The sequence below is a fragment of the Pseudomonas sp. PvP100 genome (assembly GCF_017833055.1).
Taxonomy (GTDB): domain Bacteria; phylum Pseudomonadota; class Gammaproteobacteria; order Pseudomonadales; family Pseudomonadaceae; genus Aquipseudomonas; species Aquipseudomonas syringae.
On record NZ_JAFIBO010000001.1, the window covers coordinates 631,928 to 650,041 of the forward strand.

The window sequence follows — 18,114 nt, forward strand, 5'->3', positions numbered from 1 at the left end:
CGGTTCCTTTTGAAAGGGCTGAAAATGGCTCGCCAGTATGCCCAACACGGTAAAACTCGTCACGCCCCTTGCACGTGAACGCTGACGAAACGTCGACCTGCAGCGGCATTCAATTGGGCAGGATCAACGGCAGCAGCCTGGCAGTATTGCGCGCATCGACCAGGGCGCGGTGCTGTTGCCCGCTGAACTGCATGCCTGCCAGTTGCAAGGCACTGTTCAGTCCCATCGGTTTCTGCAAGTGACGGGCCTGGGCGAAACGCTGTTTGAGATTGACGTGCGGCATGCTGGACAGCGCACTGTCGAGGTGATGGTGGCGCCATTCCTCTTCCAGTTGCTGACGATCGTAGTCCCCCCAACTGGCCCAGCCCACGATGCGTGCACGGTGATGGCTCAACCAGCGCTCGAATTGCGGCCACACCGTCGTCAGCGGCGCAGCGCTGTCGATGCTGCTCTGGTTGATGTGGGTCAGCTCGCGGCAGAAATGGGTCAGCAGCGGTCTGCGTGCCGGGCGCACGAAGCGCTCGAAATGGTCAAGCTCGCGTCCGTCCTGATTGACCAGTGTCGCGCCTATCTCGATGACTTCCATTTCTGCGACTGGCCATCCACCTTCTTCGGTCGTGGCCTCAAGATCAATCACCAGCCAGTGCGGCATCATCAAGCTTCCTTACGATAGTCAATGGCTTCAGCGTAGCCAGATTAACCCGTTGCGCACACTCTGGGCTTTGCATCGGCATGCTTGTTGTTACAACGGCCTCTACAGTGACCACAGGTGATTGCATTGGTGCCTCGCAGGCGGCTGTCACGTGCCTGGATGAATACTGCAAGCGCACCGCAGAGCGCTGACGCCGTCGATTTGACAGTTGTTTAAATCACGGAAACCGCATAGTTTGGACGGCTTTGATTGATGTCGTGTTTTATGAAAAGACTTGCAGTGTTAATTGACGGTGTGGCGCGCAAGCTTGTGACCGGCGTTATGCTCTTCATTCCGTTGATGGCAGCGCCGCAGGTCTTTGCCGCGCAGATCGTGCGGGTGGCCGCAGTGCATTTCCCCCCTTACATGGTGCGCCCTGAAAAAGGTGAGGACGCTGGCCTTTTACCCAAGCTGGTCGATGCCCTGAATGGCGAGCAGGACGAATATGAATTCGTGATGATTCCGACATCGGTGCCTCGGCGTTTTCGTGATTTCACGGAAGGGCGTTTCGATCTTGCAGTTTTCGAAAACCCCGACTGGGGCTGGAAGGACATTCCCCACGAACAGATCGATATGGGGCTCGAGGATGCCGAGGTCTATGTGGCGCGCCGGGTGGAAGGACGCGGGCAGGATTACTTCGACACCTTTGCTGACAAGCGTCTGGCATTGTTCAGTGGCTATCATTATGGATTTGCCAACTTCAACACCGATCAGAAATACCTGAGCGAGCACTTCAGTATTACCTCCACGTACTCCCACGACAGTAACTTGCTGATGGTGGTGCGCGGCCGCGCCGATATTGCACCTGTTACCCGTTCGTACCTGATTGATTTCATGGCGCATAACAAGGATGAAGCGGCGCAGCTGATGGTGTCCGACCGTATCGATCAGACCTACCGTCAATATGCGTTGTTGCGTCCGAATGGCAGCATCGATGTGGCGCACTTCAAACAGCTACTGGAGCGGTTGCGTGCAGATGGGCAGTTGGCGAAGATTTTCGAGCCGCTTCACATCAAGGTGCTTGCGGTCAATGCCGAGATGCCCGGTAAATAGCAGGGGGGCAGGTGTTGCGCCTGCCACCCAGAGGCACTCAACGGTCGTTGGCGTCCTTGGCATCCATTTCTGCGTTGCGCTCATGGACGCGCTTGAGCTGTTCTTCAGTGAGGGGCAGTTTCTTGGCTGTGTCGCGCAGCATCATCAGACCGCCGACGACCGAGCCAATGGCTACGAGCAGAATTAACCAGGCATACCAGGGCATAGCGCTCTCCTTGTTGTGATACCGGTTGGAGCAGCAAAGCTGCCCAATGGTTCAAGTGTATGCGCCCTGAAGCGGGTGCGTACGAAAGCATTCGCCCGCAACCCTAAGATTCTGCCAACTACTTCCCGGTCAGCATCGCGTCGGTCGGCGCGTCGGCGCGCGATTTGGCAGTCAGGCTGAAATAGATGAAGCCGATGGCCATCAGGCCTAGGAAAATCAGACCGATCAGTGCGTTGAACCAGGCCATTGCCACCAGGCACACGACGGCCAGCGCCAGCGCGATGCCGGGCACTACCGGATAACCGGGGGCGCGGAACGTGCGTTCCAGGTCAGGCTCGGTCTTGCGCAGTTTGAACAGGCTGAGCATGCTCATGATGTACATGACGATGGCGCCGAACACGGCCATGGTGATCATTGCAGCGGTCAGTGTCATGCCGCTCAGGTTGATCAGCCCGTCGCTGTAGATCGCGGCGATGCCGATCAGGCCGCCGGCGATGATTGCCCGGTGTGGTGTCTGGAAGCGCGAGAGTCTGGCCAGCGAGGCGGGCAGGTAGCCAGCGCGGGCGAGGGCGAAGAACTGGCGCGAGTAACCCATGATGATCCCGTGGAAGCTGGCGACCAGACCGAACAGGCCGATCCACACCAGCATGTGCAGCCAGCCGGAGCTGTCACCGACCACGGCTTTCATGGCCTGCGGCAGCGGATCGTTGATGTTGGCCAGGGTGCGCCAGTCGCCCACGCCACCGGCAAACAGCATGACGCCGATAGCCAGAATGACCAAGGTCAGAATGCCACTGATGTAGGCCTTCGGAATGGTGCGTTTCGGGTCCTTGGCTTCTTCGGCGGCCATCGCAGCGCCTTCGATGGCCAGGAAGAACCAGATGGCGAAGGGGATGGCAGCGAACATGCCGGCAATGGCTTCGGGTCCGAAAGTCTGTGAACCGGCCCAGCCGTTCAGGGCGAAGTTGCTGAAGCTGAACGCAGGTGCGACGACGCCCATGAACACCAGCAACTCGGCCACAGCCAGAATGCACACCACCAGCTCGAAGGTTGCCGCGAGCTTCACGCCCACGATGTTGAGCGCCATGAATACGATGTAGGCGCCGACTGCCGCATGCTTGGGGTCAAGACCCGGGTATTGCACGTTAAGGTACGCACCGATCGCCATGGCAATGGCCGGTGGCGCAAAGACGAATTCGATCAGGGTGGCCATGCCGGCGATCAGTCCGCCTTTTTCGCCAAAGGCGCGACGGCTGTAGGCGAACGGACCGCCGGCGTGCGGGATGGCTGTGGTGAGTTCGGTAAAACTGAAGATGAAACAGGTGTACATGGTGGCAACCATCAGGGCTGTTACCAAAAAGCCCAACGTACCCGCGACGCCCCAGCCGTAGCTCCAGCCAAAGTATTCGCCGGAAATCACCAGCCCTACCGCGATCCCCCATAAATGAATCGTGCCGAGCGTCGGCTTGAGTTGTGTGCTCATTGTTTTCTCCCTGGGATTCGATAATCGTTGAAACATCCTGTTGCAGAGGCCGTGCCAGTGCACTGTTCAACGTCGTGTTGCTTCAAAACAGGTCGTTTGTGGAACGTTTGGGTGAACTGATTCACCTTGTTGTGCAGATTCGGTGCAGGCTAGTGCAATGACGGTCGCTGCAGGTGCAGGAAATCGTGACCTTTTAAGACCGCCATTGGACAAATGCCGACCTATGGGTCCCGCCTGTGCGCCGGTTCGGCTACAATGCGCGCCGATTTCGACTTACCTGAGACCACGCTCATGTCCGCCTGCCAGACTCCTGTCATCGTCGCCCTGGATTTTCCGACCCGCGAAGCCGCCTTGCGCTTGGCTGATCAGCTCGATCCCAAGCTGTGCAGGGTCAAAGTCGGCAAGGAACTGTTCACCAGTTGCGCGGCCGACATCGTCGAGACCTTGCGCGACAGGGGCTTCGAAGTGTTTCTGGATCTCAAATTCCACGACATCCCCAACACCACGGCAATGGCAGTCAAGGCGGCGGCCGAGATGGGCGTGTGGATGGTCAATGTGCACTGCTCGGGTGGCTTGCGCATGATGGCGGCCTGTCGGGAAGTGCTTGAGCAGCGCACCGGTCCACAGCCGTTGCTGATCGGTGTGACCGTTCTGACCAGCATGGAACGTGAAGACCTGGCCGGTATTGGTCTGGACATCGACCCGCAGGTGCAGGTGCTGCGCCTCGCTGCTCTGGCCGAGAGGGCCGGGATGGATGGTCTGGTCTGCTCGGCGCTGGAAGCGCAGGCCTTGAAAGCCGCTCACCCGTCGTTGCAGCTGGTGACGCCTGGCATTCGTCCGGCGGGCAGTGCGCAGGACGATCAGCGTCGTATCCTGACCCCTCGTCAGGCACTGGATGCAGGCTCTGACTACCTTGTCATCGGTCGCCCGATCAGCCAGGCGGCTGACCCGGCTAAAGCTCTGGCGGCGGTGGTTGCCGAGCTGGCTTGAGTAGATGGATGCGTAGCGTCACGGCGCTTTACCCGCATAGCGGAGAAGGGCTGTGACGCTGCGAAAAGCCTGCGGGTTTATTCCACTTTCAAGATCAGCTTGCCCTGATTCTCACCGCTGAACAGCATCTGGAAGGTTTCCGGGAACGTCTCGAGACCGTCCACGATGTGCTCCTTGCTCTTGAGCTTGCCTTCCTTGATCCAGCCGGCCATGACCTGACCCGCTTCTGCAAAGCGCTCCGGGTGGTCCAGTACGATGAAGCCTTCCATGCGGGCGCGATTGACCAGCAACGACATGTAGTTGGCCGGGCCTTTGATTGCCTTGGTGCTGTTGTACTGACTGATGGCACCACAGATCACGACGCGCGCGCCGACCGCCAGCTGGCTGAGTGCTGCGTCGAGAATATCGCCACCGACGTTGTCGAAGTACACATTCACGCCATCCGGGCAGTGGCGTTTCAGACCGTCCATGACGTCTTCGGATTTGTAGTCGATGGCTGCGTCAAAGCCTAGCTCCTCGGTCAGCAGACGACATTTTGCCGTGCCTCCCGCGATGCCGACGACCCGGCAGCCCTTGAGCTTGGCGATCTGCCCGGCCACGCTGCCGACAGCACCTGCCGCACCGGAAATCACCACGGTGTCACCGCTTTTCGGTTGACCGACGTCCAGCAGCGCCAGGTAGGCGGTCATGCCGGTCATGCCCAATGCCGATAGATAAAGCGGCAGGGGCGCAAGGCTGGTATCTACCTTGTAGAAGCCCTTCGGCTCACCGGCAAAGTAGTCCTGCACGCCCAAGGCGCCCTGGACGTGATCACCTACGGCGAACTTGGGGTTTTTCGATTCAAGTACTTCACCCACGCCGAGGGCGCGCATCACTTCGCCCAGCTTCACGGCTGGAATGTAGGATTTGCCGTCATTCATCCAGCCACGCATTGCCGGGTCCAGTGACAGGTATTTGTTCCTGACCAGAATCTGCCCGTCGGCAAGTGCGCTGACCGCGGCTTCCTGATAGGTGAAGTCATCACGGCGCGCATCGCCCGAAGGGCGCTTGGCGAGCAGGAACTGGCGGTTGGAAAGATCGGTCATGGAGGGTCTCCTGAAAAGGGTTCAAGAATGGATTCAAACGCTCATCGCGCCATTCGGGCAAGAAGCGATCACCCAGCGAATGCCGTTTGATCCATGTGGTTGATAGGAGTCCGTTGCGCCGCTGGCGTTCAGACGGATCTGCGGATGAAACATGCTGATGACGGATATGGCTTGAGTCGCCCCCCCTCAGTGCTCTAGATTCCTTGTTCGATCAACGCTTGGACGACCGTGATGCCTGCCACCTCTTCAAACACTCTCCACCCCCGTGCTCTGCGAGCTGGCGACGCCGTGGCACTGGTGTCTCCGGCAGGGCCTGTGGACCCCGGCAAGATCCAGGCGGCGGTGGCGGTACTCGAAGGGTGGGGGCTGCGTCCACGGGTCTATCCGCATGCGCTGGGCAGCTACTCGTTCTATTCGGGGACCGATGAAGAGCGGCTCGCCGACCTCAACGCCGCGCTGGCTGATCCGGAAATCCGCGCGGTCATCTGCACTCGCGGGGGTTATGGCGTACAACGGATCGTTCAGCAGGTGGATATGGACGCGGTGCGTCGCGACCCCAAGCTGGTGACCGGCTTTTCCGACATCACCGCGTTGCACGGTGCGCTGTGGAACCACGCGCGCCTGGCGACCATTCATGGGCCGGTCGCTTCGCAGCTGGAACGAGGCGGCCTGTTCGTCAGTGGTATGCGCCATGTGCTGATGAGTAGCGAGCCGGTGTTGCTCAAGGCTGATCCGGCCTCGCCAACGGCCAGGGTCAGAACTGGTGGTAGCGCACAGGGCCTGCTGTTGGGCGGCAACCTGTGCATCCTCGATACCTCTGTGGGTACGCCGTTCATGCCTGACCTGAGCGGTGCGATCCTGCTCATCGAAGAGGTCAACGAACCCGCCTACCGGGTCGACCGCATGCTCACCCACTTGGGTAACTGCGGAATTCTTGCGTCTCTGGCCGGCATTGCCGTTGGCGAATTTACCCCTGCTCCGAACACTGGCCGCACCATCAGCCCCGCCGATGTGCTGATGGAGCGGCTGGGCAGTCTTGGCATCCCGGTGCTCGGCGGTCTGCCGGTAGGCCATGGAGATCTCAATCAGGCAGTGCCACTGGGCACTCAGGCGATACTTGATGCCGACGCCGGAACCCTGTTGGTAGCGGCTGCCGCGCGTAGCTGATGTCTCTGCCACGCTGCTGGTGGTTGGCCTAGTCGGTTTTGCGTGTGTTCAGGATCAGCAAGGTCAGCAAGCCCGCGACGATGCCCCAGAACGCCGAGCCTATGGAGAACAGCGTCAGTCCCGAAGCAGTGACCATGAAGGTGATCAAGGCGGGTTCGCGTTCCCTCGGTTCGGCCATCGCAACGGTCAGGCCATTGGTGATCGATCCGAGCAGCGCCAGCGCAGCAATCGAGAGCATCAGTTCCTTGGGGAACGCACTGAACAGACCCGCCAGGGTGGCACCGAAAATGCCGGCTATTGCATAGAAAATCCCGCACCAGATCGCCGCTGTATAGCGTTTGGATTTGTCCTCATGGGCATGAGGGCTGGTACAGATGGCGGCACTGATCGCCGCCAGATTGATCCCGTGGCAGCCAAACGGTGCCGTGAGCAGTGAGGCAAAGCCTGTCACCGATATCAGTGGTGAGGTCGGCGGGAAGTAGCCGTCGGCTCGCAATACGGCCACACCGGGCATGTTCTGCGAGGTCATGGCCACCACGAACAGCGGGATGCCAATGCTGACCGTCGCCGCCCATGAAAACTCTGGAGTGGTCCAGATCGGCATGGCGGCTTCCAGCGCCAGGCCATCAAAGTTCAGCAAGCCCAGCAGGCCTGAGAGGCCGATACCGACCAGCAGCGCGAGCAGCACCGAATAGCGTGGCGACAGGCGCTTGACCAGCAGGTAAGTGAAAAACATACCCAGCACCAGGCGGGTGTGGTGCTGTGCGGCAATAAAAATCTCACTGCCGATCCGGAACAGAATTCCTGCCAGCAAGGCCGCGGCCAGCGAGGCTGGCAGGCGCCGCACGATGCGCTCGAAACTGCCGGTCACCCCGCACAGAGTCACCAGCAGCGCGCTGGTGATGAACGCGCCAATGGCCTGCGGGTAGCCGACGCCGCCCAGGCTGGTGATCAGCAGGGCGGCGCCGGGTGTCGACCACGCCACGGTAATCGGCATGCGGTAGCGCAGCGAGAGGCCGATGCTGCACACCGCCATGCCCATGAACAGCGCCCACAGCCAGGACGAAATCTGCACGCTGCTCAGCCCTGCCGCCTGGCCCGCCTGGAACATCAGCACCAGCGAACTGGTGCAGCCGGTCATCATGGCGATGAAACCGGCAACCACCGCCGACGGCGATGAGTCTGTCAGCGGGCGCAATGGCACCTTGAGGGATTGGTTCATGCAGGGCGTTCCTTGAAACGGGCAGGTAGCAAAGGGCGCCAAGCCTAAACGCATGGCCGCTCGGCCTTGCAATACAGCGACACAAGTAAACGCCAGCACAGTTGCAGACGTGGCGTTTACTCGGCGTCAGCCCCGGTCGGGCAGGCGCCGGATTGCAGGGTCTGCCCCAGCGCCCGATTGACCGTCAGCCAGCCATCCACGGCATCCTGACCCGCTTCGGCGAACACCCGCTGCAGCAGTTTGACCTGTTCGCGGCGCAAGCCCTGTTCAAAAAGGGCGCCTTCATCGGTGAGGCCCAGCAGTCGTTTGCGCTTGTCATTCTCGGGGGCCGCGCTGTGCACCAGATTCATGGCGATCAGCTGGCGCAGCGGGGCATTGAGGGCCTGTTTGCTGACGCCCAATACGGTGAGCAGTTCCTTGACGCTCAGGCCGGGGTAACGGGCGATGAAAAATACGATGCGCTGGTGCACACGACTGAAGCCGCGTCTGGCCAGCATTTCATCAGCCTTGGCAGTGAACGCCTGATAGCCGAAGAAGAAGGCTTCCATGGCCATTTGTTGATTGGCAGGTTTTTTAAGGTCAAGCATGTTGACGTATCCGGGTTGGTCGTCGTAATTTGAGTCAACCAGTTTGACGTATTTCCAATTGTCTCGGCTACAGGTAACTGCCATGGCTTTCTCCGAACGCGTTTCCCGTCTGAAAAGTTCTCTGATCCGCGAGATCCTCGCCGCTGCTCAGCGTCCGGAAGTGATGTCGTTCGCCGGTGGTCTGCCCGCCGAGTCGATGCTACCCAAAGTAGAGTGGGCCGACATGCCTGTTGCGCTGGGCCAGTACGGCATGAGCGAGGGCGAACCTGCGCTGCGTGAGGCGCTGGCCGCCGATGCCCGTGCCTTGGGTATCGACTGCGACGCCAGTCAGGTCATGGTGGTCAGTGGTTCTCAGCAGACACTGGACCTGGCGGCCAAGCTGTACATCGACAAAGGCACCGAAATTCTCCTCGAAGCGCCCACCTATCTGGCGGCGTTGCAGATATTCCAGCTGTTCGGCGCCCACTGCATCACCGTGCCGCTGCAGGCCGAAGGCCCGGACCTGCTTGCCATGCGTCAGCGTCTGGAGCAGCACACGCCAGCGTTCGCCTACCTCATCCCGACGTTCCAGAACCCCTCGGCGGTGCGCTACAGCCAGGCCAGTCGCGATGCCGTTGCGGCCTTGCTCGACGAGTTCGGTGTCACGTTGATCGAGGACGAGCCGTATCGTGAACTGAGCTTTGATGGCGGAAGTGCCAGGCCGATCGTCAGCGGTCTGAAGACGGCCAGCTGGATTTACACCGGCACGGTTTCCAAAACGCTGCTGCCGGGCCTGCGAGTGGGCTATCTGATCGCCAGCCCCGATCTGTTTCCGCACTTGCTGCGTCTGAAACAGTCGGCCGATCTGCATACCAATCGCCTCGGCCAGTGGCAGGCCTTGCAGTGGATTGGTACTGAGCACTATCGTGAGCATCTGGTGACGCTGTGCGAGTTTTACCGGGGCCGTCGTGATGCGTTCGAGAGCGCCTTGCAAACGCATTTTTCCGACCTGGCCACCTGGAACAGCCCGCAAGGCGGACTGTTCTTCTGGTTGACGCTGAAGCAGCCGCTGGACACGCGCACCTTGCTGGATACAGCGCTGGCGCACGATGTGGCGTTCATGCCGGGCGAACCTTTCTTTGCCGATCCGGACGCCAATCACGGTCACTTGCGGCTCAATTTCAGCCATATCGACCCTGCACGGCTCGATGAGGGTATAAAACGTCTGGCGTCGGTGGTCCGCGCAGCTCACCTTCTGCAGGCCGCCTGATTCAAGACGTCAACATAGACGCAGCAAGGGAGCAGTCTGATGTACAAGGTTTATGGCGATTACAACTCGGGCAACTGCTACAAGGTCAAGCTGATGCTTAACCTGCTGGGCAGCGAGTACGAGTGGGTGCCGGTGGATATTCTCAACGGCGAAACCCAGACCCCGGCGTTTCTGGAAAAGAACCCCAACGGTAAGATTCCGGTGCTGGAGCTGGAAGACGGCACTTGCCTGTGGGAGTCCAACGCGATTCTCAACTTTCTGGCTGATGGCTCTTCATACCTGCCGAGCGAGCCGAGGTTGCGCACCCAGGTGCTGCAGTGGCAGTTCTTCGAACAATACAGCCATGAGCCGTCGGTCGCGGTGGCCCGTTTCATCCAGTTCTATCTGGGCTTGCCGGCCGAACGCATGACCGAGTATCGCGCCATGCAGAAGGCCGGCTATCGCGCACTGGCAGTCATGGAGCAGCAGCTCGACCGTACGCCGTTTCTGGTCGGCGAGAATTTTTCCATCGCCGACATTGCCTTGTATGCCTACACCCATGTCGCGCATCAGGGCGGTTTCGATCTGGCACCCTATACCGGGATCCGCCGTTGGCTGGATCGGGTCAAGGCACATCCGGGTTATATCGGTATGCTGGACTGACACATCCGTCATGTGAACAAAGGGAAATGTATGCGCGTTCCAATCGTACTTCTGGGCGCTTTCATTGCGCTGGGTATCGGCTGCTCGGCCCAGGCCGAGGACTGCGACGCCAATCAGGCCAGCATGAACCGCTGCGCTGCCAATGAGCAGGCAGCGCTCGATGCCGATCTCAACAAGCAGTACAACGCGCAAATGGCGTGGTTGAAGACCCCGGCGAAAAAGCAGGCATTCAAGGATGCGCAACGAAAGTGGATAGCCCTGCGTGATGCCGATTGCCTGTATCAGGCGGGCAAGGCCGAGGACTCAGGCTCTATCTGGCCCTTGCTGCAGTCGCAATGTCTGGCTGAGCAGACCCGTGTGCGGCTTAAGCAGTTGCAAGCCTATGTGGCCTGTCGCGAGGAAGGTTGCCCGCGCTGAGAGGCGCCGGGCAAACAGGCGTCAGATCGCTCCGAAGCGCTGGTTCAGGTAGTCGATGATCACCTTGGATTCATACATCCACACGGTTTTGTCGCCTTCCTCGATGCGCAGGCAAGGCACTTTGATCCTGCCGCCCTCGTTGAGCAGGGTCTGGCGATCGAGCTCGTTATTTTTCGCATCGCGCAACGCGACCGGAACATTGAGGCGGCGCAGGGCGCGACGCGTCTTCACGCAGAACGGGCAGGCATGAAACTGATACAGCGTCAGGTCCTGAGCCGCTTCAGCGACAGCCGCCTGGGCCTGCGGGTCACGTTTTTTCCTGCTCGGGCGAGTCAGGAAATCGATGCCGATGACGAGTTGGCCGAGGCCGACTCTTAACGCTTTCATGAACAAGGTCATACCTCTTGCGGGCGGTGGCGTGCTCAGCCGTGCGTTCAGCTTGCCTCATGGCAGGTGAACGCAGGCTGAACGATCACTTGATCAGGCTGAGAAACTCACTGCGGGTGGCCGCGTTTTCACGGAACTCGCCCAGCATCACCGAGGTGATCATGGCCGAGTTCTGCTTCTCGACGCCACGCATCATCATGCACATGTGCTTGGCTTCGATTACCACCGCTACGCCCAGCGCGCCGGTGACCTGCTGGATAGCCTCGGCGATCTGGCGGCTGAGGTTTTCCTGGATTTGCAGACGGCGCGCATACATGTCGACGATTCGCGCCACTTTCGACAAACCAAGCACCTTGCCCTGCGGGATGTAAGCCACATGTGCCTTGCCAATGAACGGCAGCAGGTGGTGCTCGCACAGCGAGTACAGTTCGATGTCCTTGACCATCACCATTTCACTGGCATCGGAGCTGAACAGTGCGCCGTTGGTCACTTCTTCCAGGGTCTGCGTGTAACCGCGACACAGATACTGCATGGCCTTGGCGGCGCGCTTGGGGGTGTCCAGCAGACCTTCGCGCGAGACGTCCTCGCCCAGTTGCCCGAGGATGGCGGTGTAATTCTGTTCCAGTGTCACAGAGGGTGATTCCGTATAGGTTTCAGAGCGGTACGTTTGGGGCTGTACCGATTTTTTACCAATCGAGCTGGTGTCCCGTTTGCCGATCCCGCTCCAGTGGAGTTGGGCGATTTCGCATACGTAACCTACGGATCTCGTTGATTGGCGATGAATGCGGGGTTTATCCCGGCGATTGGGCACATGGTAGCGTAGGTGTGCTCGCAGTTGTACTGCCGTGGCCTCGTAATGCTTTCGCAATCAGCGCCGGTTTTTAGACTTTGCCCGGCGTTGCGCTATAGCCCGGTGCTTTTCAGTGTCGCAGAAAAGCGAATGCAGGGAGCATGCGCTTTGGCTTGGGCTCTCCGACATGCGTTTCTGTTGCCTTGATTGGAGCGCTGGAATGACATATGCCGTAGCTTTTTCAAGCGTTTGCAAAGCAGATGTGAAGCGTATCCTTGCTTCATGAAGGCGGCTTGTGAGATGCAGGCCAGAGTCTGATAGGAGGTTGGATGCCGAGTCAAAAGGACGAGCTGGAACTTGAGAAACTCCAGGCTGAGGTTCACAAGTTTGTGGCTGAGGCACGAAAAATGATCGCGGAGACCAATAAGCTCCAGCGCGAAACGAGCTTTTATCCATTTGTGGCGGCTGGTGGGTTGATCACCGTAATCGTTACTGCTGCCGCTTTCATCCACAAGCTCCAGGCAGCCAGTATCCAGTAGCGGACAGCGACTTGCAGCGCTTGAGATTCAGTCTGGACCAAGCGAAAGTGTGTACGCAACGCATGAATCGGCATTTCGAGAGAAGATGAGTATGAGTCACGATCAAGTCATAAAGCGGATGCGCGAAGACCTCGAGCAGTTGGGCAACGAGGTCCGCAACATGCCTGCCCATGAACCACGAAACGTTCTGGTGTCTGCTGCATCCGGTGCAGTATTTGCTCTGGTTTTTTCATGGCTTGCATTCAAGGTCTGGTTCTGAACGCCTGCGATAGCTATGCCAGGGCAGTGAGTCGTCTGAGTCAGGTCCAAAGTCGTATGGCTTTTTTGTGTCTGGCGGTTGTTTTGTTTGCCCTGAAAAATCCGCTTTTACAGCTTTTGTATCCTCTCGCTTACACGTTGGCGACCAGATCGCTACCCACTTCCGGGGTCCATTGCGGTCTGAGTAGGCAGGTTATCAATCCATTGCCTGTCTAGAGAGTAAATCCGGATGTTGAGTCGAGTAGCAAAAGTAGCGTTGTTCGCGATTGTACTGTCGTCGGTTTCCGGTTGCTGGCCGTTCTGGCCTGGTCCGGGTGGACATGGCGGCGGTGGCTGACACCATGAAGGCGGTGGCCCTGGCCCTGGCGGTCCTGGTCCGGGTCGCTGAGTCACCAGCGGGGCGGCGGCTTGCTGCCCGGCGTAGAGGGGCGGACTGACTGCAAGGGCGCGGCGGGTTCTACTCGTCGCGCCCTTCCATCATGGTGCGCCTGAGGATCACGTACACCGCACCTGCACCGCCGTGTTTGGCCAGGCAGGAGCAAAAGCCCAGCACCTGCGAATGCTGACGCAGCCAGGTGTTGACGTGGCTCTTGATCATGGGGCGCTTGCCGTCCAGGCGTACCGCCTTGCCATGAGTGACGCGTACGCAGCGTATTTCCAGACGGGTCGCTTCAGCCAGAAATTCCCACAGCGTCTCACGCGCTACTTCCACGCTCATGCCATGCAGGTCCAGGCTGCCCTCGAAGCTGATCTGCCCGAGTTTGAGCTTGCGCATCTGACCTTCCTGCACGCCGTCACGCGACCAGCTCAGGACATCTTCAGGGCCGACATCGATCACGAATTGATCCGACAAGCCGTCGACGGTCACCGAGTCGGTGCGCACAGTTGCAGACTGGCGCAGGCGGGCGAGCATTTTTCGATCAGTCTTGGGTTTGCCGACATCGGCGTGTTCATGCTTGAGCGGCTTGACGCCGCGCGTCTCGCTTCTGAACAGGGAAAAATCGTCGTCTTGCATGGGGCCTCCGCGAAGGAGGCCATTCTAACCGCTCAGGCGAGGGGGTCAGTTGTGTTTTTTCATCAGATGCGAAGAGATGCTCAAGCCGCCGCCACTACGCTGACGACGGCAGCGGCGCCACAGCCAGACGCCGATGTACAGCACCAGCAATCCGCCGATGGCGACAAACGCCGCGCCGCCCGGGCTGGCATTGAGTTCGCCCAGCATCTGCGGATGAACCGTGAGGCTGGATGCACCGGCAACCGCCAGCAACAGGCCCGCGACCACAAGGAGCAGTGCGATCAGCGTGCCGATGCGTTTGCCCCAGTTGCCCTGACCCCTGGGGCGCAGGCGACGTGCATCGAAACCATCTGACGTTTTCATGCCTTTTCCTCAACAGGTATCAGCTCAATGGAGTATCGGCGCTCTGACCCGGGGAAGGAGGGGTGGTTCCCGCCTCCGGGACGATCCATAACGGCACAGGATGGGCGGTTATGTGAGCGGTGTCACATGCTCCCTTACCCGTGTAGCTTCAAACAAGGTCTTTGGTCAGCGCCAGGGTGGCGAAGTTGTCGGCCATGATTGCCATCTCGGTTCTGTGCACGACCTCTGCGCTGACCACGCCGTGCGGGCTCGGCAGGTCACGGGTTGCGCAGGCATCGTCGACCAGGGTGCAGCGATAACCGTAGTCCTTGGTGGCGCGAACCGTGGTGCTGATACTCGAATGACTCATGAAACCACAGACGATCAGGTCCAGATGCCCGAGACTCTGCAGCAGCTCATGCAGTCCGGTGCCATTGAAAGCATTGGGCAGGCGTTTCTCGACCAGGTGTTCATCGCCCTGCGGCAACAGCTCCGGCACCAGTTCACCGCGCTCGCCATGTGGGTCGAACGGGCCGCCCACGGTGCCCAGATGGCGGATGTGAACGATCGGGCACTTGACCGCACGAGCCTTCTCGACCAGCCTGCCGATGTTGGCCATCGCTTCCCTGACGCCTGTCAGGGCCAGCGGGCCTCGGAGGTATTCTTTTTGCGCGTCGATGATGATCAGCGTCGCGTTACTCAGATGAGCGGGCGCATGCACCCGGCCGCTGAGCTGAAACATGGTCTTTAAATCGGACATTCACGGGCTCCTTTGTGTGGGGCTTTTGCGACATTGTCCTCTGGCTGAAGCGTTCTGGGAATGGCAACCATCGCAGGCCACGGTTTTTATGGCCTGCAGGGCAGTTGAAGGAGGGGGTGGCTGGCGGTTTGCCTTGATGGCGGTAGACGAATCATGGAAACTTCCACGCCTATCGGGTACGAAGAATGCACGTTGTTCGTAACCAGACTGTTCACCGAGGCTCGTCTTACAGCAGTTCGTTGCCTTTCAAGGAGTTTGTCCATGATCACTTCCCGTCTGCGTACCGTGCGCGACCATATACGCTGGGCCGTCAGCCGCTTTCACGAGGAAGACGTATTTTTCGGTCATGGCACCGACAATGCCTGGGATGAAGCGCGGCAACTGGTGCTGGGGGCGCTGCACTTGCCTTGGGAAATTGCCGACAGCTACCTGGATTGCCGTCTGGAAGTCGACGAAATATCCGACCTGCAACGCTTGATCAAGCGGCGCATCGACGAGCGTGTGCCAACCCCGTATCTGCTGGGCGAGGCCTGGTTCTGTGGCCTGTCGTTCATTGTCGATGACCGCGTGTTGATCCCGCGTTCGCCCATCGCCGAGCTGATCGAAGAGCGTTTCGCCCCTTGGCTGGCCGACGAACCGGCGCGGATTCTCGATCTGTGCACAGGCTCCGGTTGCATCGGTATCGCCTGCGCCGAGGTGTTTCCCGATGCCGAGGTGGCCCTGGCCGACCTGTCCTATGACGCACTGGAAGTGGCCAATCAGAACATCGAGCGTCACGGCATGGAGGATCGCGTCTACACCGTTCAGGGTGACGGATTCGATGGCCTGCCGGGTCAGCGCTTTGACCTGATCGTGTCCAACCCGCCTTATGTGGACGCCGAAGACTTTGCCGACATGCCCGACGAGTATCAGCATGAGCCAGAGCTGGCGCTGGCCTGTGGCAGCGATGGTCTGAACCTGGTCCGCCGCATGCTCGCCCAGGCCGCCGATCATCTGAACGAGAAGGGCCTGTTGATCGTCGAGGTCGGCAATAGCCAGGTGCACGTGCAAGCGCTGTACCCGGAGGTCGATTTCGCCTGGCTGGACTTCCAGCGGGGCGGGCATGGCGTGTTCATGCTCACGGCAGAACAGTGCCGCGACCATCAGGCGCTGTTCCAGTCGAAGGTTTGAGGTCAAGAGCCGCGATAAGCGGCTGAGACAAAAGGGAGGCTGATATCAGCCTCCCTTTTTTATCGGCTTTATCGGCGCGTCTTTTATCGGTGAGTCGCGATCCAGATCAGCAGGCCGGCCTGGAATACCGCGAAGGTCACCAGACAGGCAATCGTGAAGCGCAGGCCGCTGTCTTCACGCTTGTATTTGCTGACCCGGTCTTCATGCTGGCGTATCGTCACTTCTTGCTCGATCAGATTTTTCTCGGCCTTTTCTAGCATCTGCGAGGCTTCGAGAATCTCGATGATCTGCACCTTGTCGTTGTTCCAGGTGCTGTGCAGGTTGCCTACGTGTACATCCTTGATCGCGCCTTTCATGTGCTGGGCATCGGCATACGTCACTTCAAAACCCAGAGTGCGCAGAAAGTGATCGCGACGCAGACGTGTGTCTTCGTTCAGACCGTCCTTGCTGGCCAGCGCCACGCCTTCAATCTTGTAGGAAGACCATCTTTTCTGCGCCCAATGCACCGCATGAGCAATCATGAAGCGTCCGATACCGCGGTTCCACGGCTCGATCTGCAAGCCTGACTCGGGACCGAAGCGCACCATGCGTTTTTCGTGGTCGGCCCAGATATCCAGATGGTTCTGTTCCTTGCGGACCCGCTGACCTGGCAATTGCACCGTGATGCGCAGCAGGCTCAATGCCTTGCTGTGCCGCTCGGCACGGCCGAACTGTACGAAGCGCAGAGGGCGGCCGCCGGTAGCACGGTCGGTGGGCAGTGGCGACAGACGCAGCATTTGAAAGCTTTCGGGCAGAACGTCTTCCCACGGCTGCGGGGGCACCGGCACTGCAACTTCTGCGCTGGCCGGTTCTGCGAGGGTTTCAGTCATGGTATTTGCGTCTGTCATAAGGGTGTCCTTTCCTGGGCCTTGCCCCGGGGCACGTTTGCCGGGGCATAAAGGTGCCGAAACACTAAGGTGCCGGAACACAGGGCCAGCACATTGCTATCGGCCAGATTCGCCAGGACTGAAGGACTTTAACTAGCGCGCGTCAGATCTTTTTTCCGGGTGGGGCAGCGCCTTGATGAAGCTCAGGATCCGCTCGGTCACTTCGCTGGCCAGAGGTTGGGTCGGATTGCGGTAGGAGAGCAGTTGCTGCTGCAAATCGTCCGGGACGATGCGCAGTACATGATTCATGCCGTCGATCAGGGCCAGTTGGGCATCCGGTTTGGCTTTCTGCAGCAGCAGGGCGTCACCCACACCGACCTGAATGTCGTTGCGACCTTGAACGATCAGCGCCGGAATGTGCAAAGCACCGAAAGCCGCCGCCGGGTCCTGGCGGAACAGCGAGATCAGGTAAGGCTGGACACTGGGGCGGAAGACCACTTCCAGCTCGGCGGGCACGTTGTCATCGGTCTTGCCGGCCTTGAGTTCGTCGAGCAACTGATCGCTGCGCTGCAGCAGGTCCGGTGGCAGGCGCTCCTGAAACTGTTCGCGCAGGACCTGATCCACAGGTCGTCCGGTGCCGGCTACGGAAATCAGTGCGGCTGCACCTACCTTTTCAGCTGCCAGCGTCGCCACCAGCGCACCTTCGCTGTGGCCCAACAGAATCAGCTGGCCCAGGCGCGGGTTGGCTTTCAGCGCTCTGGCCCAGAGCTGCACATCGGCCACGTAGCGCTCGACGCTCAGGTTGCGTTCATCCGGTGTAACCGCCTTGCTGGCCGCGACGCCGCGTTTGTCGTAGCGCACGCTGGCGATATTGTTGCTGGCCAGGATCACCGCGAGGCGTTTCATGCTGTCGTTGCGTCCACCTTCCGGGTTGTTGCCGTCGCGGTCAGTGGGGCCGGAACCGGCGACGATCAGCACCACCGGCACCGGTTTGTCAGAACGCGGCATGAGCAGCGTGCCGTACAGCTTGCCGTTTTCGGTGTCCACGCTTATCGGTCGCTGCACCGCGCTGGGCGCCGCAGCGCTGGCGGTTGCGGCGGCCAGACTCAGGATCAGGGTTATCGGCAGGGCCAGCAGACGCAGCGCATTGGGAACTCGAAGCAGGGAAATACCGGATAACATCGCAAGGCCATCAT

At 59.7% G+C, this 18,114-nt stretch carries 22 protein-coding genes; 9 read left to right on the forward strand and 13 right to left on the reverse strand.

From position 1 onward, the window contains the following. Positions 1–109: 109 nt before the first annotated feature. Positions 110–652 carry an exonuclease domain-containing protein gene (locus JOE39_RS02775; RefSeq protein WP_003315164.1) on the reverse strand — a complete coding sequence of 181 codons (543 nt, stop codon included), beginning with the start codon at positions 650–652 and terminating at the stop codon, positions 110–112. Between the two features lie 252 nt (positions 653–904). Here JOE39_RS02775 and JOE39_RS02780 point away from each other — a divergent pair, with 252 nt between their 5' ends. Then, on the forward strand, positions 905–1,744 hold the full coding sequence (locus JOE39_RS02780; RefSeq protein ID WP_004418445.1) for a transporter substrate-binding domain-containing protein: 840 nt from the start codon (positions 905–907) through the stop codon (positions 1,742–1,744). Between the two features lie 37 nt (positions 1,745–1,781). Here the strand turns inward: JOE39_RS02780 and JOE39_RS02785 are convergent, their stop codons facing one another. Further along, entirely contained in the window at positions 1,782–1,949 is a 168-nt protein-coding gene (locus tag JOE39_RS02785) for a DUF2897 family protein (protein ID WP_003315162.1), read from the reverse strand. A 118-nt stretch (positions 1,950–2,067) separates the two neighbouring features. Further along, positions 2,068–3,432 (reverse strand): ethanolamine permease, encoded by a 1,365-nt coding sequence (gene eat / locus JOE39_RS02790; RefSeq protein ID WP_003423452.1) that lies wholly within the window; start codon positions 3,430–3,432, stop codon positions 2,068–2,070. A 291-nt stretch (positions 3,433–3,723) separates the two neighbouring features. Between eat and pyrF the strand changes: the two genes are divergently transcribed. Continuing rightward, on the forward strand, positions 3,724–4,422 hold the full coding sequence (pyrF, locus tag JOE39_RS02795; RefSeq protein WP_003423454.1) for an orotidine-5'-phosphate decarboxylase: 699 nt from the start codon (positions 3,724–3,726) through the stop codon (positions 4,420–4,422). Positions 4,423–4,499: 77 nt separating this feature from the next. Here the strand turns inward: pyrF and JOE39_RS02800 are convergent, their stop codons facing one another. Further along, positions 4,500–5,507 (reverse strand): NADP-dependent oxidoreductase, encoded by a 1,008-nt coding sequence (locus JOE39_RS02800; protein ID WP_003315157.1) that lies wholly within the window; start codon positions 5,505–5,507, stop codon positions 4,500–4,502. Between the two features lie 231 nt (positions 5,508–5,738). Between JOE39_RS02800 and JOE39_RS02805 the strand changes: the two genes are divergently transcribed. Next, positions 5,739–6,674, forward strand: coding sequence for an LD-carboxypeptidase (locus tag JOE39_RS02805; protein WP_110817921.1), 936 nt, complete (start codon positions 5,739–5,741; stop codon positions 6,672–6,674). 28 nt (positions 6,675–6,702) lie between these two features. On the opposite strand, the gene JOE39_RS02810 is transcribed toward JOE39_RS02805, so the two are convergent. Beyond that, on the reverse strand, positions 6,703–7,896 hold the full coding sequence (locus JOE39_RS02810; protein ID WP_210077925.1) for a benzoate/H(+) symporter BenE family transporter: 1,194 nt from the start codon (positions 7,894–7,896) through the stop codon (positions 6,703–6,705). Positions 7,897–8,012: 116 nt separating this feature from the next. Further along, complete coding sequence (locus JOE39_RS02815; protein ID WP_003423460.1) at positions 8,013–8,483, reverse strand: MarR family transcriptional regulator; 471 nt, start codon at positions 8,481–8,483, stop codon at positions 8,013–8,015. An 82-nt stretch (positions 8,484–8,565) separates the two neighbouring features. Between JOE39_RS02815 and JOE39_RS02820 the strand changes: the two genes are divergently transcribed. The 3 genes from JOE39_RS02820 to JOE39_RS02830 are packed head-to-tail and all read left to right on the forward strand — an operon-like array spanning position 8,566 to position 10,791. Further along, positions 8,566–9,732, forward strand: coding sequence for a PLP-dependent aminotransferase family protein (locus JOE39_RS02820; RefSeq protein ID WP_046719707.1), 1,167 nt, complete (start codon positions 8,566–8,568; stop codon positions 9,730–9,732). A gap of 39 nt (positions 9,733–9,771) precedes the next feature. Beyond that, positions 9,772–10,374, forward strand: a complete 603-nt coding sequence (locus JOE39_RS02825) for a glutathione S-transferase family protein (RefSeq protein ID WP_046265796.1) — start codon at positions 9,772–9,774, stop codon at positions 10,372–10,374. A 30-nt stretch (positions 10,375–10,404) separates the two neighbouring features. Next, positions 10,405–10,791, forward strand: a complete 387-nt coding sequence (locus JOE39_RS02830; RefSeq protein WP_029573630.1) for a lysozyme inhibitor LprI family protein — start codon at positions 10,405–10,407, stop codon at positions 10,789–10,791. Between the two features lie 21 nt (positions 10,792–10,812). Here JOE39_RS02830 and JOE39_RS02835 read toward each other — a convergent pair whose 3' ends face one another. Both JOE39_RS02835 and folE read right to left on the reverse strand, forming a co-directional pair. Further along, positions 10,813–11,190, reverse strand: a complete 378-nt coding sequence (locus JOE39_RS02835) for a glutathione S-transferase N-terminal domain-containing protein (RefSeq protein ID WP_003315148.1) — start codon at positions 11,188–11,190, stop codon at positions 10,813–10,815. A 73-nt stretch (positions 11,191–11,263) separates the two neighbouring features. Continuing rightward, positions 11,264–11,809, reverse strand: coding sequence for a GTP cyclohydrolase I FolE (gene folE, locus JOE39_RS02840; RefSeq protein ID WP_003343112.1), 546 nt, complete (start codon positions 11,807–11,809; stop codon positions 11,264–11,266). A 488-nt stretch (positions 11,810–12,297) separates the two neighbouring features. On the opposite strand from folE, the gene JOE39_RS02845 reads away from it, so the two are divergent. Continuing rightward, positions 12,298–12,507 (forward strand): hypothetical protein, encoded by a 210-nt coding sequence (locus tag JOE39_RS02845; RefSeq protein ID WP_003343114.1) that lies wholly within the window; start codon positions 12,298–12,300, stop codon positions 12,505–12,507. A 91-nt stretch (positions 12,508–12,598) separates the two neighbouring features. Further along, the gene (locus JOE39_RS02850) at positions 12,599–12,766 is read left to right on the forward strand and encodes a hypothetical protein (protein WP_003405800.1); all 168 of its coding nucleotides are present in this window, start codon (positions 12,599–12,601) and stop codon (positions 12,764–12,766) included. Positions 12,767–13,222: 456 nt separating this feature from the next. Here the strand turns inward: JOE39_RS02850 and JOE39_RS02855 are convergent, their stop codons facing one another. From JOE39_RS02855 to JOE39_RS02865, 3 genes are all read right to left on the reverse strand, one after another. Next, positions 13,223–13,780, reverse strand: a complete 558-nt coding sequence (locus JOE39_RS02855) for a Smr/MutS family protein (RefSeq protein WP_002552837.1) — start codon at positions 13,778–13,780, stop codon at positions 13,223–13,225. Positions 13,781–13,825: 45 nt separating this feature from the next. Further along, positions 13,826–14,143, reverse strand: coding sequence for a hypothetical protein (locus JOE39_RS02860; protein WP_003396385.1), 318 nt, complete (start codon positions 14,141–14,143; stop codon positions 13,826–13,828). Between the two features lie 148 nt (positions 14,144–14,291). Further along, positions 14,292–14,882, reverse strand: a complete 591-nt coding sequence (locus tag JOE39_RS02865; protein WP_003315142.1) for a cysteine hydrolase family protein — start codon at positions 14,880–14,882, stop codon at positions 14,292–14,294. A gap of 261 nt (positions 14,883–15,143) precedes the next feature. Between JOE39_RS02865 and prmB the strand changes: the two genes are divergently transcribed. Further along, positions 15,144–16,052 carry a 50S ribosomal protein L3 N(5)-glutamine methyltransferase gene (prmB, locus tag JOE39_RS02870; RefSeq protein WP_003315141.1) on the forward strand — a complete coding sequence of 303 codons (909 nt, stop codon included), beginning with the start codon at positions 15,144–15,146 and terminating at the stop codon, positions 16,050–16,052. Positions 16,053–16,135: 83 nt separating this feature from the next. On the opposite strand, the gene JOE39_RS02875 is transcribed toward prmB, so the two are convergent. Together JOE39_RS02875 and JOE39_RS02880 are read right to left on the reverse strand one after the other, a co-directional pair. After that, complete coding sequence (locus JOE39_RS02875) at positions 16,136–16,939, reverse strand: hypothetical protein (protein ID WP_003396390.1); 804 nt, start codon at positions 16,937–16,939, stop codon at positions 16,136–16,138. A 132-nt stretch (positions 16,940–17,071) separates the two neighbouring features. Further along, positions 17,072–18,100 (reverse strand): alpha/beta hydrolase, encoded by a 1,029-nt coding sequence (locus JOE39_RS02880; protein WP_017278051.1) that lies wholly within the window; start codon positions 18,098–18,100, stop codon positions 17,072–17,074. Between the last annotated feature and the right edge of the window lie 14 nt (positions 18,101–18,114).

What these genes read in the sequence shown, in the direction of transcription:
- JOE39_RS02815 (WP_003423460.1), bottom strand. Translation starts at nt 8,483, where the DNA reads ATGCTTGACCTTAAAAAACCTGCCAATCAACAAATGGCCATGGAAGCC.
- JOE39_RS02775 (WP_003315164.1), bottom strand. Translation starts at nt 652, where the DNA reads ATGCCGCACTGGCTGGTGATTGATCTTGAGGCCACGACCGAAGAAGGT.
- pyrF (WP_003423454.1), top strand. Translation starts at nt 3,724, where the DNA reads ATGTCCGCCTGCCAGACTCCTGTCATCGTCGCCCTGGATTTTCCGACC.
- JOE39_RS02855 (WP_002552837.1), bottom strand. Translation starts at nt 13,780, where the DNA reads ATGCAAGACGACGATTTTTCCCTGTTCAGAAGCGAGACGCGCGGCGTC.
- JOE39_RS02780 (WP_004418445.1), top strand. Translation starts at nt 905, where the DNA reads ATGTCGTGTTTTATGAAAAGACTTGCAGTGTTAATTGACGGTGTGGCG.
- JOE39_RS02810 (WP_210077925.1), bottom strand. Translation starts at nt 7,896, where the DNA reads ATGAACCAATCCCTCAAGGTGCCATTGCGCCCGCTGACAGACTCATCG.
- JOE39_RS02880 (WP_017278051.1), bottom strand. Translation starts at nt 18,100, where the DNA reads ATGTTATCCGGTATTTCCCTGCTTCGAGTTCCCAATGCGCTGCGTCTG.
- JOE39_RS02860 (WP_003396385.1), bottom strand. Translation starts at nt 14,143, where the DNA reads ATGAAAACGTCAGATGGTTTCGATGCACGTCGCCTGCGCCCCAGGGGT.
- JOE39_RS02835 (WP_003315148.1), bottom strand. Translation starts at nt 11,190, where the DNA reads ATGACCTTGTTCATGAAAGCGTTAAGAGTCGGCCTCGGCCAACTCGTC.
- JOE39_RS02785 (WP_003315162.1), bottom strand. Translation starts at nt 1,949, where the DNA reads ATGCCCTGGTATGCCTGGTTAATTCTGCTCGTAGCCATTGGCTCGGTC.
- JOE39_RS02865 (WP_003315142.1), bottom strand. Translation starts at nt 14,882, where the DNA reads ATGTCCGATTTAAAGACCATGTTTCAGCTCAGCGGCCGGGTGCATGCG.
- JOE39_RS02850 (WP_003405800.1), top strand. Translation starts at nt 12,599, where the DNA reads ATGAGTCACGATCAAGTCATAAAGCGGATGCGCGAAGACCTCGAGCAG.
- JOE39_RS02800 (WP_003315157.1), bottom strand. Translation starts at nt 5,507, where the DNA reads ATGACCGATCTTTCCAACCGCCAGTTCCTGCTCGCCAAGCGCCCTTCG.
- JOE39_RS02825 (WP_046265796.1), top strand. Translation starts at nt 9,772, where the DNA reads ATGTACAAGGTTTATGGCGATTACAACTCGGGCAACTGCTACAAGGTC.
- prmB (WP_003315141.1), top strand. Translation starts at nt 15,144, where the DNA reads ATGATCACTTCCCGTCTGCGTACCGTGCGCGACCATATACGCTGGGCC.
- JOE39_RS02875 (WP_003396390.1), bottom strand. Translation starts at nt 16,939, where the DNA reads ATGACAGACGCAAATACCATGACTGAAACCCTCGCAGAACCGGCCAGC.
- JOE39_RS02805 (WP_110817921.1), top strand. Translation starts at nt 5,739, where the DNA reads ATGCCTGCCACCTCTTCAAACACTCTCCACCCCCGTGCTCTGCGAGCT.
- JOE39_RS02845 (WP_003343114.1), top strand. Translation starts at nt 12,298, where the DNA reads ATGCCGAGTCAAAAGGACGAGCTGGAACTTGAGAAACTCCAGGCTGAG.
- eat (WP_003423452.1), bottom strand. Translation starts at nt 3,432, where the DNA reads ATGAGCACACAACTCAAGCCGACGCTCGGCACGATTCATTTATGGGGG.
- JOE39_RS02820 (WP_046719707.1), top strand. Translation starts at nt 8,566, where the DNA reads ATGGCTTTCTCCGAACGCGTTTCCCGTCTGAAAAGTTCTCTGATCCGC.
- JOE39_RS02830 (WP_029573630.1), top strand. Translation starts at nt 10,405, where the DNA reads ATGCGCGTTCCAATCGTACTTCTGGGCGCTTTCATTGCGCTGGGTATC.